The organism is Paraburkholderia sp. FW306-2-2C-D06C, from assembly GCF_058781505.1.
Genome location: NZ_JBYSWU010000013.1, coordinates 86946 through 105121, shown reverse-complemented (window position 1 = coordinate 105121; position 18176 = coordinate 86946). Strand labels below are relative to the sequence as shown.

At 61.4% G+C, this 18176-nt stretch carries 19 protein-coding genes and 1 tRNA gene; 6 read left to right on the top strand and 14 right to left on the bottom strand.

Going from position 1 to position 18176, the window contains the following annotated elements:
• Positions 1-12: 12 nt before the first annotated feature.
• The 6 genes from rplT to AC3WLT_RS12675 all read left to right on the top strand — a co-directional run bounded on the left by rplT (position 13) and on the right by AC3WLT_RS12675 (position 5210).
• Positions 13-372: a 50S ribosomal protein L20 gene (gene rplT / locus AC3WLT_RS12700; protein ID WP_006052502.1), complete on the top strand. Its 360-nt coding sequence runs from the start codon at positions 13-15 to the stop codon at positions 370-372.
• Between the two features lie 158 nt (positions 373-530).
• Positions 531-1544: a phenylalanine--tRNA ligase subunit alpha gene (gene pheS / locus AC3WLT_RS12695; protein WP_492592103.1), complete on the top strand. Its 1014-nt coding sequence runs from the start codon at positions 531-533 to the stop codon at positions 1542-1544.
• A gap of 143 nt (positions 1545-1687) precedes the next feature.
• A complete protein-coding gene (gene pheT / locus AC3WLT_RS12690) occupies positions 1688-4123 on the top strand; it encodes a phenylalanine--tRNA ligase subunit beta (RefSeq protein WP_492592102.1) in 2436 nt (811 codons plus the stop codon).
• Between the two features lie 68 nt (positions 4124-4191).
• Complete coding sequence (locus AC3WLT_RS12685; protein ID WP_492592147.1) at positions 4192-4602, top strand: integration host factor subunit alpha; 411 nt, start codon at positions 4192-4194, stop codon at positions 4600-4602.
• A gap of 46 nt (positions 4603-4648) precedes the next feature.
• Entirely contained in the window at positions 4649-5056 is a 408-nt protein-coding gene (locus AC3WLT_RS12680; protein ID WP_492592101.1) for a MerR family transcriptional regulator, read from the top strand.
• Between the two features lie 77 nt (positions 5057-5133).
• A tRNA-Pro gene (locus tag AC3WLT_RS12675) sits at positions 5134-5210 on the top strand.
• Positions 5211-5417: 207 nt separating this feature from the next.
• On the opposite strand, the gene AC3WLT_RS12670 is transcribed toward AC3WLT_RS12675, so the two are convergent.
• From AC3WLT_RS12670 to AC3WLT_RS12605, 14 genes are all read right to left on the bottom strand, one after another.
• A complete protein-coding gene (locus tag AC3WLT_RS12670) occupies positions 5418-5789 on the bottom strand; it encodes a DUF1493 family protein (protein ID WP_492592100.1) in 372 nt (123 codons plus the stop codon).
• Complete coding sequence (locus AC3WLT_RS12665) at positions 5786-6217, bottom strand: STM2901 family protein (protein ID WP_492592099.1); 432 nt, start codon at positions 6215-6217, stop codon at positions 5786-5788. Before AC3WLT_RS12665 ends, AC3WLT_RS12670 begins: the two co-directional genes overlap by 4 nt.
• A gap of 86 nt (positions 6218-6303) precedes the next feature.
• Entirely contained in the window at positions 6304-7098 is a 795-nt protein-coding gene (locus AC3WLT_RS12660) for a DNA adenine methylase (RefSeq protein ID WP_492592098.1), read from the bottom strand.
• 170 nt (positions 7099-7268) lie between these two features.
• Complete coding sequence (locus tag AC3WLT_RS12655) at positions 7269-8477, bottom strand: tail fiber domain-containing protein (RefSeq protein ID WP_492592097.1); 1209 nt, start codon at positions 8475-8477, stop codon at positions 7269-7271.
• A 2-nt stretch (positions 8478-8479) separates the two neighbouring features.
• Positions 8480-9052: a YmfQ family protein gene (locus AC3WLT_RS12650; RefSeq protein ID WP_492592096.1), complete on the bottom strand. Its 573-nt coding sequence runs from the start codon at positions 9050-9052 to the stop codon at positions 8480-8482.
• Complete coding sequence (locus AC3WLT_RS12645) at positions 9049-10116, bottom strand: baseplate J/gp47 family protein (protein WP_492592095.1); 1068 nt, start codon at positions 10114-10116, stop codon at positions 9049-9051. Before AC3WLT_RS12645 ends, AC3WLT_RS12650 begins: the two co-directional genes overlap by 4 nt.
• The gene (locus AC3WLT_RS12640; protein WP_492592094.1) at positions 10116-10466 is read right to left on the bottom strand and encodes a phage GP46 family protein; all 351 of its coding nucleotides are present in this window, start codon (positions 10464-10466) and stop codon (positions 10116-10118) included. The genes AC3WLT_RS12645 and AC3WLT_RS12640 overlap by 1 nt, the downstream gene beginning before the upstream one ends.
• A 69-nt stretch (positions 10467-10535) precedes the next feature.
• The gene (locus AC3WLT_RS12635; RefSeq protein ID WP_492592093.1) at positions 10536-11138 is read right to left on the bottom strand and encodes a phage baseplate assembly protein V; all 603 of its coding nucleotides are present in this window, start codon (positions 11136-11138) and stop codon (positions 10536-10538) included.
• Complete coding sequence (locus AC3WLT_RS12630) at positions 11135-12259, bottom strand: phage baseplate assembly protein (protein ID WP_492592092.1); 1125 nt, start codon at positions 12257-12259, stop codon at positions 11135-11137. Before AC3WLT_RS12630 ends, AC3WLT_RS12635 begins: the two co-directional genes overlap by 4 nt.
• Positions 12243-13553 (bottom strand): DNA circularization protein, encoded by a 1311-nt coding sequence (locus AC3WLT_RS12625; protein ID WP_492592091.1) that lies wholly within the window; start codon positions 13551-13553, stop codon positions 12243-12245. The genes AC3WLT_RS12630 and AC3WLT_RS12625 overlap by 17 nt, the downstream gene beginning before the upstream one ends.
• A 1-nt stretch (position 13554) precedes the next feature.
• Entirely contained in the window at positions 13555-15822 is a 2268-nt protein-coding gene (locus AC3WLT_RS12620; protein ID WP_492592090.1) for a phage tail tape measure protein, read from the bottom strand.
• A 130-nt stretch (positions 15823-15952) separates the two neighbouring features.
• Positions 15953-16351: a hypothetical protein gene (locus tag AC3WLT_RS12615; RefSeq protein WP_492592089.1), complete on the bottom strand. Its 399-nt coding sequence runs from the start codon at positions 16349-16351 to the stop codon at positions 15953-15955.
• On the bottom strand, positions 16348-16725 hold the full coding sequence (locus AC3WLT_RS12610) for a phage tail protein (protein WP_492592088.1): 378 nt from the start codon (positions 16723-16725) through the stop codon (positions 16348-16350). The genes AC3WLT_RS12615 and AC3WLT_RS12610 overlap by 4 nt, the downstream gene beginning before the upstream one ends.
• A 29-nt stretch (positions 16726-16754) precedes the next feature.
• Positions 16755-18176: a phage tail sheath C-terminal domain-containing protein gene (locus AC3WLT_RS12605; protein ID WP_492592087.1), complete on the bottom strand. Its 1422-nt coding sequence runs from the start codon at positions 18174-18176 to the stop codon at positions 16755-16757.

Below are 18176 nucleotides of genomic sequence, written 5' to 3'. Positions count from 1 at the left end.
TAGGAGCGAAACATGCCTCGAGTAAAACGTGGGGTTACCGCACGGGCCCGTCACAAGAAGATCATCAAGCTGGCCAAGGGTTACCGCGGCCGTCGCAATAACGTCTATCGCATCGCCAAGCAGGCGGTCATGCGCGCAGGCCAATACGCCTACCGCGATCGCCGCAACAAGAAGCGTGTGTTCCGTGCATTGTGGATCACGCGTATCAACGCGGCGGTGCGTCAGCACGACATGACGTACAGCGTGTTCATCAACGGCCTGAAGAAGGCTTCGATCGAACTCGACCGCAAGGTGCTGGCCGACATGGCTGTGTTCGACAAGGCCGCTTTTGCTGCGATCGTTCAGCAGGTGAAAGCCGCCGTTGCAGCCTGATTGCGCATTTGGCAACTAGTACTGCGTGGTTCGTTGCAGCGAACATCCGGTAGTCTCGGTGACGCTGCAGCAAAAACGGGGCTCCTCACCGAGCCCCGTTTTTGTTGGTAGAACCCGTTTTGCTTCGATTGAACACTGACGTTGAAATGATGGGATCAATGGATCTGGACCAGATTGTCGCCGACGCGCAAAAAGCCTTCGCAGAAGCCTCCGACGTCACCACCCTCGAGAACGAGAAAGCACGCTTTCTCGGCAAATCGGGTGCGCTGACCGAGCTGTTGAAGGGCCTTGGCAAACTCGATCCCGAAATGCGCAAGACCGAAGGCGCACGGATCAACCTCGTCAAGCAACAAGTGGAAGCCGCGTTGACGGCCCGCCGTCAGGCGCTGGCCGACGCGTTGCTGAACCAGCGCCTCGCCGCTGAAGCCATCGACGTCACGCTGCCCGGCCGCGGCACCGGTGCAGGCAGCCTGCACCCGGTGATGCGCACATGGGAGCGCGTCGAACAGATTTTCCGTACGATTGGATTCGACGTGGCCGACGGCCCCGAGATCGAAACCGACTGGTACAACTTCACCTCGCTGAACAGCCCGGAAAACCATCCGGCGCGTTCGATGCAGGACACTTTCTACGTCGACGGCAAAGATGCCGACGGCCGCCAGCTGCTGCTGCGCACGCATACCAGCCCGATGCAGGTGCGCTATGCGCGCACCAACACGCCGCCGATCAAGGTGATCGTGCCGGGCCGCACGTATCGTGTGGACAGCGATGCGACCCACTCGCCGATGTTCAACCAGGTCGAAGGCCTGTGGATCGACGAGAACATCAGCTTCGCGGATCTGAAGGGCGTCTATACCGACTTCCTCAAGAAATTCTTCGAGCGCGACGATATTCAGGTGCGCTTCCGTCCGTCGTACTTTCCGTTTACCGAACCGTCGGCCGAGATCGACATGCTGTTCGAAACGGGCAAGAACGCCGGCAAGTGGCTCGAAATTTCGGGTTCCGGCCAGGTTCACCCCACGGTGATCCGCAACATGGGCCTCGACCCCGAGCGCTACATCGGCTTTGCCTTCGGCAGCGGTCTCGAACGGCTCACGATGTTGCGTTACGGCGTGCAAGACCTGCGTCTGTTCTTCGAAAACGACCTGCGTTTCCTGCGTCAATTCGCATGAACCGGCGCGTACGAACGCGACAAGCATAGAGCGCGGCACTGCACGCAGTGCCGCCCGCAGCGTCCCCGGCAGTGCTCGGCGAATCGAGCCTATCGAAGCACCGCCGGACGTGGACCTAACCTGATCAGAACGTACACAGAACCATGCAATTCCCGGAATCCTGGCTGAGAACCTTTGTCGACCCGCAACTGACGACCGATGAACTGTCGCACGCGTTGACGATGGCGGGTCTCGAAGTCGAAGACCTGCGGCCGGCCGCGCCGCCGACCTCGAAGATCGTCGTGGGCCAGGTGCTGGAAGTCGTCAAGCACCCGGACGCGGACAAGCTCAACGTGTGTCAGGTCGACGCCGGCACGGGCGCGGCGCTGAACATCGTGTGCGGTGCGCCGAACGTCGCGCCGGGCATCAAGGTGCCGGTCGCGCTGGTCGGCGCGCAACTGCCGCCGGCCGAAGAGGGCGGCGCGCCGTTCGCGATCAAGCTCTCGAAGCTGCGCGGCGTGGAAAGCCAGGGGATGCTGTGCTCGGCGCGCGAACTGAAGCTGTCGGAGGATCATAGCGGGCTGATGATCCTGCCGGAAGATACGCCGATCGGCCAGGACATCCGCGAGACGCTCAAACTCGACGACACGATTTTCGAAATCAAGCTGACGCCGAACAAGGCGGACTGCCTGTCGGTGTTCGGCGTGGCGCGGGAAACCTCCGCGATCACCGGCGCTCCGCTGCGTCCACTCGAAATCAAGCCGGCGCCCGTCAAGCTCAACGAAACGTTGCCCGTCAAAATCTCGGCGCCCGATCTGTGCGGCCGTTTTTCTGGCCGCGTGATTCGCGGCGTAAACGCGCACGCGAAGTCGCCGCAATGGATGGTCCAGCGTCTGGAGCGTTCGGGTCAGCGCAGCATTTCAGCGCTCGTCGACATCTCGAACTATGTGATGCTCGAACTCGGCCGTCCGTCGCACGTGTTCGATCTCGACAAGATCCACGGCGGCATGGACGTGCGCTGGGGCCGCAAAGGCGAAACGCTCAAGCTGCTGAACGGCAACACCGTCGAACTCGATGAAACCGTCGGCGTGATCGCGGACGAGCAGCACATCGAAAGCCTCGCGGGCATCATGGGCGGCGACAGCACCGCCGTCACGCTCGACACCGCCAACATCTATCTCGAAGCCGCATTCTGGTGGCCCGACAGCATTCGCGGCCGCTCGCGCAAGTACAATTTCTCGACCGATGCAGGCCATCGTTTCGAGCGCGGCGTCGACTATGCGACCACCGTCGAGCATATCGAGCGCATCACGCAACTGATCCTCGACATCTGCGGCGGCGAAGCCGGCCCGGTCGACGATCAAACCGTCAATGTGCCGCAACGCGCGCCGGTGAAGATGCGTGTCGCGCGTGCGAACCGCATCATCGGCATCAGGATCGATGCGGACGAAATCGCGCAGATCTTCACGCGCCTCGGCCTCACGTTCGAACGCGATGGCGATACGTTCTCGGTGATGCCGCCGTCGTACCGCTTCGACATCGAAATCGAAGAAGACCTGATCGAGGAAGTCGCGCGCATCTACGGCTTCGAAAAGATTCCGGCGCGCCCGCCCGTTGCGACCAGCGAAATGCGCGCGACCAACGAAACCCAGCACTCGATCCACGTGATTCGTCACGCGCTCGCTGCGCGTGATTACGCGGAAACGGTCAATTTCAGTTTCGTCGATGCCGAGTGGGAGCAGGACTTCGCGGGCAATGACAAGCCTGTACGTCTGCTGAATCCGATCGCGAGCCAGTATTCGGTGATGCGCACCACGTTGTTCGGCAGTCTGCTCGACGTGCTGCGCATGAATCTGAACCGCCGCGCGGCCGATCGCGTGCGCGTGTTCGAAGCCGGCCGCGTGTTCCTGAATGATCCGTCGATCAAGGCGGGCGAACTGGCGGTCGAAGGTTTCGCACAGTCGAAGATGATCGGTGCGCTCGCCTATGGTCCCGCGCTCGACGAGCAGTGGGGCGCGCAAACCCGCACGGTCGACTACTTCGATGTGAAGGGCGATCTGGAAGCGCTGCTCGCGCCGGCGGTGGCGCGTTTCGTGAAGGCGGAGCATCCGGCGCTGCATCCGGGCCGCAGCGCGCGTATTGAGCTGGATGGGCGCGCGGTCGGCTGGATTGGCGAATTGCATCCTCGCTGGATGCAGAAATATGATTTGCCGCATGCGCCGATTCTTTTTGAAATCGAAGCGGAAGCATTAATGCAGCGTGTATTGCCGACGCCGACGGAAGTGTCTAAATTCCCGCCGGTGCGCCGCGATATTGCCGTGGTCGTCGATCAGAAAATCGAGGTTCAGGCGCTGTTGGACGAGCTGCAAAAAGCCCAGTCCGAGGAGGCCTGCAAGACTGTTCAGAGGGTTGCGCTTTTTGACGAATTCCGTCCAAAATCAAACACTTCCGGTGGTCTGGCCGCGCATGAGAAAAGCCTTGCGTTCCGTGTGACCTTGCAAGATACTGGCGGAACCCTTCAGGATGAAACGGTCGATTTGGCCATTCAAACTCTGGTGGAACGTCTGGCTCGAGTATATGGCGCACGGTTGCGTGGATAACCCGCATTTAACATTTGCACGGCATTTTTCGCAACCTCCGTTTCTGCTTGGCGCGCCATTTGATAGATATGAATGAAATGAACTCGAGTGATTTCGAAGCCCTTCTTACGGCGCAACGCAGCGCCATGATTCGCGATATTCCGACATCACCCGCCGCCGTTTCCAGTGAAACGCCGACGCTCACCAAGGCGGAACTTGCCGAGTTGCTGTTCGACAACGTCGGGCTCAACAAGCGGGAAGCCAAAGACATGGTCGAAGCGTTCTTCGAGGTGATCCGCGATGCGCTGGAGAGTGGCGATAGCGTGAAGCTGTCGGGGTTCGGCAACTTCCAGTTGCGCGACAAACCCCAGCGCCCCGGCAGAAATCCGAAGACCGGCGAGGCGATTCCAATCGCCGCGCGCCGCGTCGTGACGTTCCATGCAAGTCAAAAGCTGAAGGCGCTGGTCGAGAACGGCGCTGAAGCGAGCTTCACGCGCTGATCGACCGGCGCGTTCCTGCGCAACCCACCACGACGGCTAACTGACGATGACAGCGACGATCGAAAAAGTCGTCTTGCCTCCGATTCCGGCGAAGCGCTACTTCACGATTGGTGAGGTCAGCGAACTGTGCGGTGTGAAACCGCATGTGCTGCGCTATTGGGAACAGGAGTTCACGCAGTTGAGGCCGGTCAAGCGGCGCGGCAATCGCCGCTATTACCAGCACCACGAGGTGCTGTTGATCCGGCGGATTCGTGAGTTGCTGTATGAGCAGGGCTTCACGATCAACGGGGCACGCAATCGGCTTGATTCACCTGGCGGCGGCGTGCTTGGTGAATCGGCCGATGTGATCGAGGAAGGCGAGGGCGTAGCGGCGCCGGCTGCATCAACGGCCGCGGTCGATGTAGACCAGTTACGCAAAGAGTTGCTGCAGGTGATCGATTTGTTGAGTCACTAAGTTTGGCCACTAAGTTTGCTTTGTTGGTGCGTGGCGGTTCTAATCGAATGAAGTGTCTGTTATAATTTTGTGCTGTTCGGGGCGTAGCGCAGCCTGGTAGCGTACCTGCATGGGGTGCAGGTGGTCGGAGGTTCAAATCCTCTCGCCCCGACCAAAGAAATCAAGGCCTTACGGTGAAAGCCGTAAGGCCTTTTTTCATGGTTTGCCCCCACGTTTGCCCTCACACGGCGGACGGTTCTCGTGGGAACAGAGCGGAGTTTTCCGCGGGGCGAGGGGTCCGCATTTGTTGCTGTAGCGACGCGCGCGTTTTGGCACCGTTTCGCGCTGGTTTTGTCCTACCCAAACGAGTGCCTTTCGCGCATCATTTGTCCCTGGCCGCCGCTGCCTCGACCTCAGCGGTATCCCATCGCCCATGACGCATTGCCTCAGCCAGCATCCCCAGCGTAAGCGGGACCTGCGCCGGCCGGCGGAAACGCTCAGAAAACAGTCCCAAGACCGACGACAGCAATTCCTGGCCTTCCGGGCCGAAGTAGCGCCTATAGGGGAATCCCTCCGCCTGTACATTGAACGTCTTCGCCCAATTGTCAATGAATTCGATCGCATCAAGGCCCGTCAGACCGAGATCCTGCTCCAGACGTGACGAAGGCTGCAGATCGAGTCGGCCGCCGAGCAGCGGGCGACCGAGTTCGGTCCGTGCAAATGCCTCCAGTTGCGTCCAAGTATCGTCTTTCATGAAAGCACCCTATCCTCTGGCTTCGCAATCCGGTTATAAGCCGCTAGCGTGTGCCGCATGATCAGGAAGGCGTCTCGCGCCAGAAACACCTCCCCGACGACTGGAATGGCCCGGCCAACGAACGCACCCAAGTTCCGCGTGAAAGCGATCCGAACGCCCTTGAGCCCGACCTTTGTGATAGTTGGCAAACGAACCGCCACCTTGAAAGGCAGCAGCTTGCGAGCGGCAAGCGATGCGACGGATGTGCCCTCGGTAGCCCCGGCGATCTTGCCGGGAACAGGGACATCAGCTTGGCCCAGCAACACGGCAGCAGCAGCGGTCAAATCGTCCAGTCCGAGTTGCTTGGTGGTTTCGTCCAGCGCTACGTAAACGAACAGGTCGGCAGCACTGAGATTTCGATGTCTACCGTAGGTGTATCGGTTATCCATTGTTCTTATCTCCGGTCTTCGAAAGGGAGATGCTATATCTCCCGATGTGCCAAATACTCCGCGAAAACGATACTCTACTGCACTGGTTAAAACAGACCGTTTGTTTGCGTGCCAAGCTCCCAGTTTGTTATCACCAGTTCCCGGCTGGTCTGCGGCCCGCCGTTCGTGTTATTGACGGCGTACTTGATGTCGACGCCGAGCATCGGAAAGCCATCAAACGCCTCCCGGATGTCCGGATGGTCGTTGATGCTGACCATTACCTTGCCCTTGCACGAACGCATGATCGCGGCCATCCGTTCATATTCCTCAAACGGGAACGGCACGCCATAGCCCTCGGTCTGCCAGTACGGTGGGTCGCAATAGAAGAAGGTATGCGAGCGGTCATAGCGCTCCACGCAGTTCACCCAGGGCAGGTTCTCGACATGCGCGCCAGCCAGGCGTAGATGTGCGGCCGACAAACTCTCCTCGATGCGCAGCAGGTTGACCGAAGGCGCGGTCGTGGCCGTACCGAACGTCTGACCGTTGACCTTCCCGCCGAACGCATGCTGCTGCAGGTAGTAGAAGCGGGCCGCTCGCTGGATATCGGTGAGCGTTTCCGCGCGCGTCTGTTGGTGCCACTTGAATACCTGACGACTGGAAATCGCCCATTTGAACTGGCGCACGAACTCTTCGAGGTGATGCTGCACGACGCGGTACAGATTCACCAGCTCACCGTTGATGTCGTTCAGCACCTCGACCGGGGCCGGCATTGGCCGCAAGAAATACAGCGCGGCACCGCCGCAGAACACCTCGACGTAACACTCGTGCTGCGGGAAAAGCGGAATGAGCTGATCGGCCAGACGGCGTTTGCCGCCAAGCCACGGAATGATCGGTTGTGCCATAAAGTACGCGAATTTGATAGAATCCGCCCGCCTCCCGGGAGGTGGCAGGGCCTTGGCTTCTCACTGTTCCGTTCAGTGAGCGAGTGGCCGGCGCGGGTGCTTCAACACTCGCGTCGGTCGCCTTGTTCCGAAATCCGGGTGAACTATTGAATGCCGCCCGGGCTTCCGGATTACTTTGCAGAGAGTGCCGCGACGGTTTGTTCCAGTTCGCGCACCTTGCTTGACAGCTGCTGAATCGCGTGCATTGCGTCGATCAGCATGTTCGTCGTATCGAGCATGAGCGGTTGAGCTAGCGGATCGGTGTTGGCGGCCCTATAGGTCCATCTCGGCTCCACAGACTGCAGTTGCTGCGCGATCGGGCCAAACGATTCGTCGCCAGCACCGTTCTTCCACTGGTACCAATAGAACTTCGCCTGGTCGATCTTGGCAAGTGAATCGACGTCCATCGCCAGTCGGATATTTTCCTTGAGCATCCGGTCTGACACGTTCGCGGCAACATAGGCGATGAGCTGCCCGTCGACAACAAAGTTGATGTGTCGAGCCGAGCCGTCCCATCCGACCCCCATCACGTTTCCAGACGCCGCGCCGACCTTGCCGTTCACCTGGTTGCGAATGTCCGATAGCTGGCCACTCGTCCAGCTAAAGTCGGCCTTGACTTCAACATCGCGCGTGTACGCTATTGCACCTTGGAAATTTCCGTCGATGTACACGTCGACACGATCGCGGCTATTCCAGTTCTGCGTAATAACGTTGCCGGAATCGCTGACCACGTAACCATAACCGCCGTTATTGACGCGAACGGGAGCCTTGCTGGCCGGATTGAAATTCTGATCCGTCCACAGCATGCCGCGATTCTGGCCGTTGATCGAAAGCCACCCAGCAGTTTTCTCGTTGTTCGTCGTGAGCATGTACGGCACGCCATCGCCGCTTTTGACTGCGTACCCTTGTACCCATTGCTGTGTCGCATAGGCTCCAAGGGTCTGATTCACCCACGCCTGCGTCGCGTAGGCCGCGAGTTGACCACCGAATACAACGACGCCCAGATCGGTGCTGTCGACCGTCACGCGCAAACCGCTGCCGTCTTTCCCCCAGCCAATCTTCACGGCATTCGGGTTCTGGTTCGCCCCCGTGCCTTGTTGGACAGGCGTGAAACCAAGGCCGGGCTGATAGTTCTTCAAGGCGTCCGCGAGGATCTTCTGAATCGCCTTGAGCACCTGCTTGTTGTCGGCTGGGTCAAGCTTGATTCCAACGCTTTCCGGTACGGCCGCAAGCTCCTCCTGCATCGATTGCATGAAGTCGCGTGTCACTACCGAGCCTTTCACGCCGGCAGACGGATCGCCGGCATGAAAGGTTCCGTCAGGGGTGTTGATTCGCTGCATGGTTACTCTTCCAGATAGGTGAAGTAGACGAACGTATCGGCCGGCTTCAGATCTTCGAACACGGCTTCGATGACAGGGTCTGCGAATGTCAGGAGTGGCTCACCGACCACGCTCTCGTCAACGCGGAAATAGATTTCGAGCGACGGTGCGCCATGAACCACGACACCCCACTCATAGATGATGTCCTCGATCCACAGCGCGTCGCCCACCGAGCTTTCGTCGACGCGAAAGGGATCGGGTTCGGCGATCTCGATGCGATAGCCGAGCGCGGCCGCAAGGCGCGTGAAATACGGGATCGACATGCCGCCCGTTTCGTTGATCTTCGCGACGACCGTCGAGATGCGTTGCTGCAACGTCGAGTCCTCGGGCGGGGTGATGCCGCACACGCGCTCCCAATCCGGCAGGAGCTGGTGCGCAAAGAACGGCGTGATTCCGTTGACGACCGTCTCTGCGTCGCCAAGCGCACGATCGAGTGCTTTCCCCTCGGCTACCAGCTCTGTCGCGAGCTGCGGCTCGCGCGGGTCGTAGGACACCGGCGGCAGGAGACGCCCCAGCAAGTCCGCGTGGTCTTTCATGTCATCGGCCTCAACGTCACCTTGCCGAGACGGCACCACTCGATGACTTTCGCATCGGCGATCGGAACGACGTTGCTTGCCGGACTGTCGAGCAAATAGTCGATGATGCCGAGCGTGTCGTTGATGACGCCACCGATACGATTTCGAATCACCGTCTCACCCGGGGTGATGATTGCGTTGTACGCATTCAGGCCACTTGCCACAGCTACCTGTGCAGCTTCGATTGAGATCCCGTCCAGTTTGACGGCTGCGTCAACGTCATAGGTTTTGATCGAAGGCACAACGACGCGCGTATCCTTCGCGCGAACCGGCCGCTGATCGTCGATATGCGCCTGCGTCGCCTTCAGCACGTCATCCGAAGGCAGACCGTCGTCGGTTGCGATCACGACGTCGACCGTGCCGAGACCACGCCTCAACGGATAAACAAAAGCGGACGTCACGCCCGGCACTTCCATCGCCCACTGCCAGTAGTCGTACTTGTTGCCACCGGCGGGCGGCCGGCGAATGCGCTGCAGCAGACGAGCAAGCAGGCTGTCGAGCGTTTCGATCGCGGTACCGCCCCGCAGGCTGATGATCGTCAGGGACGCATCGACGTCGATCGGTGGAACGGTCAGCGTGAGCACGTCGCCTTCCTGCCGATTGCCACTCACGCCGGCCGTAACGGCAGCAACGTCGACGATCAGGTTTCCCGACGCGTCGAAGGTGCCGCCACTCGTCGTCACATACGAAGTCCCGTCCTGATACCTGTTGCTCAAACCGCTCGCGATCGTGACGCCCGGCTTACCCGTGGCGCGTGCGGTTCCGCTTGCCACTACAGGGGGCTTGCGATCGATGCCGCGCAGACGCGCATGCAGGATAAGTTTGTCTTCGTCCGCCGTGTCGGGAAAAATCTGCCTGGCGGTCCAGACCTGGTGCGCGTACAGACCTTCGACCGCGCTGGCCACACCGCTCGCGCGCACGTAGTGATCGGAATCGTTACCGACGTCGGCTTCCGGACGCTGGTTCCTGATCTCGCGAAGGATGTTCTCGCGGATCTGATCGAGAGTGAGAACGGTTGCCGGCATTACGACACCTTGATCGGGTGTTGGAAATGGTGCACGTCGCCCGTCGCGTCGACCACCTCGATGAAGAGGATGAGCCAGCCTTTCTCGCCGGATGCAGACGTCACCGACAGCTTGCTCGCGCGGCCATCCTTGACTAGCGGCGCGAGCGCCTGCTCGGCATATTGAACGGCGAGACGGCGAACACGGGGCGTGTCCTTCTCACGGGCCAGCGTGTGGAGCAGTGAGCCGACGTCCGGCGCGGCCCACCATGATCCGAGCGGCGTGGAAAGACGGATATACACGACGTTCGCAAGCGTCGTGGTCTGCGTGCCGGTATATCCGCCTGTCTGGGGATTGAGAAGTGCGTCCATGATGCGATTGTCATCGCGCGCGCGCGGACGCTTCAGTTGATGGAGGTCAGTGAGTTGTTTCCGTCGGCGTCAGATGACCGGGGTGTCGGTGATGCTGCCGGTCTCTGGATGCTTATGGCCGTTAAAACTCTTGCCACCGATCACCGCATCTTTCTCGACGTTCAAGCTGTCGATGCGCGCGCCATCGCCACCCGACATCGACATGCCACCCTGACCAGTGATCTGCTCGGCCACGTTAAGTTGATGCGTCACGTTGACTTTCGGCGTGTCGATGTTGACCGATTCTTCGGCATTGATGTTGAGCGTCTTCGTCTTGATGTCGATGATGCGACCACGAGCAAGGACGATCGAATCGCCCTCGTCGGTGTACAGCGCCACCTCGCCGGCCTTCAACGCCTTCAGCCGATACTGACCATGTTCGGTCGCGATGACGATGCCGTGACTCGTCTTGCCACCGACCGGCACGATGATCTGCATGGTGCCGACCGGTGGCGCGCTGGTGTAACCGTAGTGCTGGAACAGCTCCTGATCAACCATGTTCTCGCCGGCGAGACCTTCGCCGCGTACCAGGACGACCGGGCCATCGGTATTCACGCCACCGATCACACCCCGAAAGGTTTGCCTGACACCGGCCAGTGCGCGGGCAATCCGCTTGTCGATATCCTTGATCATTTCATGATGCTCGCGTTGATGGTAGCGTCCGTGACTTCGAGCGATGGGCCACCGTCTTTCTTCTTCCGGTGCTTGCGCCCGGAATGGGGGTGTGCGTCGAGAATCCAGACGCCGTCTTCCTTGAGCGTGAGCGTCGTGTGCGTGCCGCCGGGACGGCCGCCCGTGAAACGCCGCGCCATCAGGAAGTAAATGGCGTCGATATCGTATTCCTCCCACACGACATGCACGCGCTGCCCGGGCTTCCAAAGCACACCGTCCGAGGTCCGGTGTCCCTTGACGCTCGTGCGCAGCGTGTGTGCGGCGAGCGCCGAATCGGAAATGATTTTGTGCGCACGCGCTTCGGCCGCCGCGAGATTGGGTGCGTCGTGATCGACGTGCACCTTGGGGCGGTACACGGTCACGTCTTTGTCTTTCACGGTCGTCCTGATGGCGTGCTTGCCGGCCGATGACCCTGTACCGTGCGCCTGGCCGAGCACCGTGACCTCCGAATAACGCTCCGCGATCGACAGGTCTTCGTCGAACCATTCGACGTTATTGCCCTTGCCATCCTCGCGCAGGATCAGGCTCGCGACGGGCGGGGCATTGTAATCCGGCCCACCGACCACCAGCGTGCCGTCCGGGTCGAACCACGGCCACAGACCTTCGCCTTCAGCAGCGTGGGCGAGTGTGTCCCATGCCGTGTCGCCAGGATCGACGCTGATCTTGTCCCAGGTCGGTTGCGAACGCGCGGTGTCGATGCGGATCTTCCTGATGCCTAGCGGCTTGACGATATTTGCGACCACTTCGGTGAGCGTCACCTGTTTGGCCGTGAAGATCGGGGCCGAGCAATCACGCAGGATCGCGGCGTAATCCCGGCCGCTGATCATCAGCGTTTTTTCTGTCTTGCTGGTACGGCGGCGCACCTGGTCGACGTAGCCGACCAGCACCGTCTCGTCGCCCACCTTGACCTCGACGTGCGCGCCGGCTTTAACGGTGGCCGGCATCTTCCCGGCGGGACGCGTGAGACGAACCTCCCATGCGTCGGCCGGCGTCAGGAGATCTGAGTCGATCGAGTACGACGACCAGTAGGTATGTGCCTTGCCGCCCATCAGCAGCGTGATGTCGTTATTGGGCGAAGCCACGGACGACGTCTCCCCGTTCGATGAAGTTGGGATTGCGGATCTGCGGATTCAGGCGAAGCAGCTCGGCCGAACGCGAATAGTCCCCGTACCAGCGGTGTGCCAGCAACGTCAGATTGGACGGCGCATCGACCGTACGCGAGATGATCGGCGGCAGGACGTCGATCACCTTGATCGCCAGCGCCTGCACCGACAGCGCCGCATCCTTCAGTGGCTCGATGACCAGGCGAGCCTGTTCGACTGGCACGGCTGCGCGCACTTCGTCGATCGCGGTCTGGATCAACTCCCGCGCGTCGTTCGCGATCTGTTCGATCTGCCCGGGCGTCAGGGTCGGTGCGTCGACTTCGTTGGCGATCACGTCGGATGCGACGCCTGCAGTGACGGTGGCCACGGCGACCGCCGCGATGGCCGTCACAAGCTGGACGTCGGAGGGTTCCGCCGCGACGGTACCGGGACGAGCCGGGATGTACGGTGCGGCGGGATCGACGGGGCCGTTCGGAGTAACTGGCGTCGTCTGAGTGCCGGGAATGACGAGCGGCTGACCAGCGGCCGAAGCTGCGGGCAGCTTCACGATCGTCTTCATCTGGTCCCGCATGTTGTTCCAGTCGGACATGATGAGACCGGAATCGAACGACCGAAAATCCGCGATGCCGCTGACCAGGCCGATCAGGTCCGACGCAAACGCGCCCGGCCAGGACAGATAGTCGACGGTCGCGCTGCGGAAGCCGACGACAAGCGCCTTGATCGGGCCGAGCGTTTCGCTCAGTACATCGCGCAAGGCATTGAGCCGGCGAAGACCGGCCTTCATCGTCTTGAGCGCGTCGACCGCCATCGCGAACATGCTCGCGCCCGCGTTCTGCGCGGCGGTCGCAAGCTGCGCGGCCGCGTCGGCAGTCTGCGTTGGCAGTTGCTCGACGAAGAAAGGGTTGCCCGGCGTCGAACGCTTGAAGCGCATCTCGATCACGCAGGCATCGACGTTCTCTGCATCGTGCGCGACGTGCGCGCCGAGAAGCTGCATGTCGGGCAGTGACCCGAAGACCGGATGGATCAGTTCTCCCGGTCCCTTGATCGCGAGTGCGCCGAGCAACGCCTGCATCCGATCCTCGTAGTCGTCCCCGAAGAAGATCGCCGTCATGCTGACGGCATGAGCCTTCAGGCCGAGATCTTCGACGTCTTCGCCGTCGACGTGCGGCACCGCGTATTCAGCGGTGTCGCGGTCGATCGTATCGTCCGTGCGCTGCACGTCGAACGGTACGCCCCGAAACGAAGCGTCGAGCAGCGTGTCTTTCCATGCCATATCAGAATCTCCGGGCGGCCTTCTGGCCGGACGCTGTCACGAAGTCATACAGATGCTGACCGTCGAGATTGACGGTGATGTGGCTCTCGACGACGGGCGGCTTCTCATCCTTCTTCTGCGCGAAGATCGCATCGCCGATCATCTTGCCGAGCTTCTCGCCCCATTCGTGTCCGAAGTAACCGGCCACGGCCCCAACGCCCGCACCGACCACGTTACCGACGCCAGGAACGACCGAACCTACCAGTGCGCCAGTTGCAGCACCGGCCGCCATTCCAGCGAGACCGCCGGCAGCGCCGCCCGCAACACCGACGTAAGCGGCCTTCTTTTCGTCGGCCGTCTTCGTCTTGTCACCCGCGATCGAAAGCGCTTCGAGGCCGCTCGCGATAGCCAGCAGTGGGCCACCACGCGTGCCGATGGTTTTCGCCATGCCGGAGAACCGCGCACCGAATCCTGCTGCACCGGCTGCGCCCGCGATGCCGGCGCCAGCCAGGCCAGCTTCTGCGGCCGTCACCGCGCCGGCCGCTGCGCCGGCAGCACGTCCGCCGGTCAGCAGTCGCATCAAACCGGCTCCTGCGAGCAAGCCGGTTAGCCCCTCGAAAGCGAGCGTGGTGCCGGCGATCGCTTTCGCAAGGCCGGGGTATTCCTTCGCGTAATCCGCCAGCTTGGACGCCGCATCGCCGAGCTGGTGATTCAGCCCGCGCAGCGCATCCATCTCGGCGATCTCGGTTTCATTCTTGACTTGCTGCATCTTGAAGCCGTCCATCGACTTCATCACCTCGAAGTCGCCGGCGATGGTGCCGCCGCCGCGCTCCCATTCGCGCATCGCACCTTCGTATACTTCCTGCCGTTTGTGCTTTTGCGTGATGTAGCCTGTCAGCGCCATGACCGACTGCTGGTTGCCGAACAGCTTGCCGATCGCCGAACCCTGCAGAAGGTTCGACATGTCGGTCAGCAGCTCCTTGTCTTCGCCCGGCTTGGCGGTCTTCAGCTTGCGCTGGATTTCCTGATACTTCTTGTCGCTCTTGAAGATGGTCTGGATCGTCGCCTCGATCGCGTCGAGCGTGTCCCCGCCGCGAGCGAGGGTTCGCATCTTGACTTCGTCGAAATTCTTGATGCCAGCGCGTTTCGCCGCATGCCCCAGCTCCCTGCTCGACATCTGGTTGAGCAGGTCCGTCACGTTCGTGCCGGCCTGCCCCGCCGTTCCGGCCGTGGACATCGCGGTTTCGTTCAGCGCGAGAATCTTCGCGTAGCCGCGCGGACCGGAGAAGCCGGCGTTGCCTGCGGCCGCCATCTGCGCCGGAAGGTAATGGCTCAGGTCCGGAAACTTGAATTCGCCCATGTGGCTGGCGACTGCGCCCATGTCCAACACGCGCCCCGTGTCGTGCTCGTTGAAGCGCAGGTTCTGCACGGCCTTGACCGCAACGTTGCCGAGGTCGACCGGGTCCGCGCCTTCGGCCATCGCACCTCTCTGCAATTTCGGCAGCAGGTCGAATGCGGCCTTGTGCCCGAGGGTGTCGTGGGCCATCAGCTTTTCGAGCGACTCCATCGCCTGTTCGAGTGTCCCGCCGCCTTCGCGCACGGCACGGTAGATTGCAGCGCGCAGCTCTCCGGTCGCGTTCACGCGTTCTTTCGGGGCGAGATTGCGATAGCTGGTGTTCGCGATCATCGCCAGGTGCTGGTCGAACTGCATCGCCTGACCGACCGGGCCAGACAGTACACGCGCTCCGGCATAGGCTCCCGCGATCCCTTCGCCAACGCGCAACACGCCATGCGTGCCGCGCGCCAGCAGTCCCTCTTTTTCGACCGTCTTGCCGAGTTCCTTGTTCAGGTCGGCGACCTTGCGTTGCACGGCGGCCAGTGCGCGTGCCTGTTCGTTCGACGACGAAAAACCGGCACGCGCGAGCCGGTTGTATGCAGCGACCGTCTGGTCGATCTCGCGCCGGATCGTTTGTTCCGAGCGCACGTCGAGCTGCTGCCGTGCGTTGGCGAGGCGTTGCGAACCCGTCAGCACATTCCGGTTCGCGCGTTGATAGGCGGCTTCGGTTTGCGCGACGTTGCGCTGCACCGCCTGTTCGGCCTGCGCGCTCTGCGTCATGCGGACGTTGTACAGCATCCGGCTCGTCGACACGGCGACGCGCGAAGCATCGGTGTAGGTCTGCGTCGTCTGGCGCACGCTGCGCTGGACATTGCGTTCGGACTGCTGCGCCGGTGCCGACACCTGGTCGCGCATCCGGACGGTCAGTCCGACCTGTAGATCGCGAGACGACATTCCTATTTATCCCTGTGGCGTGTACGCCGCAAACTTTTAACGGTCGGCCCGGTCTTCCTGGATCGACCGCCTGGACGCTTTCCGCGCAGCTCTGCGAGCGCGGAAAGGTAACCTTCCATTTCTGGTACGGTCAGTCGACGGACCCGCTCTTCGCTAATGCCGTGCTGGCCGAGGATGAGGACCGCGAGCCGGAAGTTGCGGAAGTGGGCTTCATTTCTTTCCGCTTTTTTTTGAGCAGCTCCTGCACGGCATACAGCTTGTCGTAGTCGGTATCGATCGCGGAGCCGACCAGTTCGGGCGTGATGTCCTCCTTCGGGATCGAGCCGAGCGAAAGCAGGCACGTCGCGATGATTGCAGCATTGACCCGCATGTTCGACACGCCACCGCCGAGGATCGTCGGATGCTCATACGCCGCGATGTTGTCATCGACCGTCGCGAGGCGGATCTCGAAGTCATAGTGATACTGGCCGCTGCCAGCCGGGTATTCGATACCGTATTCCAGCGAATCTTTTTCCGTGATGATGCTCATTCCGTCCCCCGTCGAGTTGAAAAAATGGAGAGGTCGCGACGCGCCTCGTTTTCCACGCTGTACTGATCGCCCATGTCGAGCGTCACGCAGTCGTAATAGCTCACGCGCTGGCCGCCCGGCGAAACGGGGAACGTGGTCAGCTTGCCGCCTTCCATGTTGAACCAGTCGATTTCATCGCCGTTGAGCGGAATGACGACCGTGACTTTCAGCTCGTGCTCCTCGACGCCACGCGCGAAACCCTTGACCCGGCCCGTGCGGTTCATCGTCTTGACCGGCTTCTTGCCGGTCTTCGACGTCGGCGACACGCTGACGACCTCGGCCTCGCGGCCGTCGACCTCGAGCACGATCGCGCCGACGTATTCTTCCAATGCCATAGCTGGCTCCTATCTTGTTGCGAAGGGTGTTACAGGATCAGGTCGATCCGGCCGGCGAACACATGCAACCCGTTCACGACATCGCACGGAATCGCGGCATTGAGCTGATTGACGTCCTGCAGGTCGCGTTCGACGATCAGCTTGTCTTTGTTCGCTTCGACGTTTTCGATGATTTCCAGCTCTTCGAGCTTGTAGAGCACGTCGAGCAACTCGCTACGCACCTTCGGCGGCGTCTTTTCCGACAACTTCTCGCGGGGGAACCGCAATGCAATTCGTTGCTGGCAAGCCTTACGAACGTAGTCGAGTGTGCGAATCGTCGTGATGTCGAGCAGCGCCGGATCGTCGATCCCTTGTGCGTCCTTCGTGTACGTCGTGATCGAACGTACGATCTGCACCACATTGCCCGGACCGATCTCGAATGGCGTCACACCGTTGTGCAATACCTTTTCCTGCTCGGTGCGCCCCGGTTGTGACGCGATCGGCGTCACATCCAGCCCCGTCAGCGCGAGCGTGTTCAGCGGCCGGGCCGGGTCCGTTTCGCTTGCGATAACCGCCGCGTAGGTGCCCGCGATCTCTGCCGGCAGGCACACGGACCCCGGATGCCAACCGAGGTTGATACGGCCTGCATTGAGATCACCCGCAAGCGTCGTGGCGGCGGCAAGCGTTGCCGGCGTGCCGGTCACCCCGATTGCAGGACGCTGTTCGAGCGGTCCCGAGATGCTGTCCAGATGCGTGCGCAGCTTCGTCAGCGATTCCTTCGTCGGCCAGCATGTTGCGTACAGGTTGTACTTCGCGCCGTACACGACGGCGAGTGCCGGAGCGATGTCGGGATCGTTCAGACCGCCGGAAAATGGCATGACTATCGCGGTGACACCGCTCGCCTGGTTGAGCTGCGACACCGTGATGCCGTTGCCGGCCGCGCCTTTGTTCTTCGCAGTCAGCGTCAGCCTGGCATCGACCGCTTCAGCCTCGACGGGCAGCGCCGTCGTCTGCTGAATCTGTTCCGCGAGCCGGGCGGTGATTGCTTCAGCCGGATCGGACGCATACACGGCGATGTCGATGCGCGTCTTGCCGATGTACAGGGCAAACGCGCCGTCCGCCGTCGCGGCCCCGGAAAACTCGACCGTGCCCTTGGCAGGCTGGCCGGCTGCCGCATCGTCGACGGCGATCACCGTCAGCGCGACATACCTGTTCGCCGTGATCGCTGCGACGGCGGCGATGTGCGCCAGTGACCCGGCACCGAAAAACAGCGCTGCCTGGTCACCGGAGAATACGTCGACCGGCTGCAGCGCCGCGGCGGTGCCGTCAGCGGTACGCTGGCCGACGATCAGCACCGTCTGCTCGTTGGTCGGCAGTGTGCGAACAGCGAGCTTCGTGTTGTACTCGAAGTACCTGCCCGGCTTGCGAATGCCCGACGGGATCGTGTCGAACGAAATATTCTTGCTTGCCAT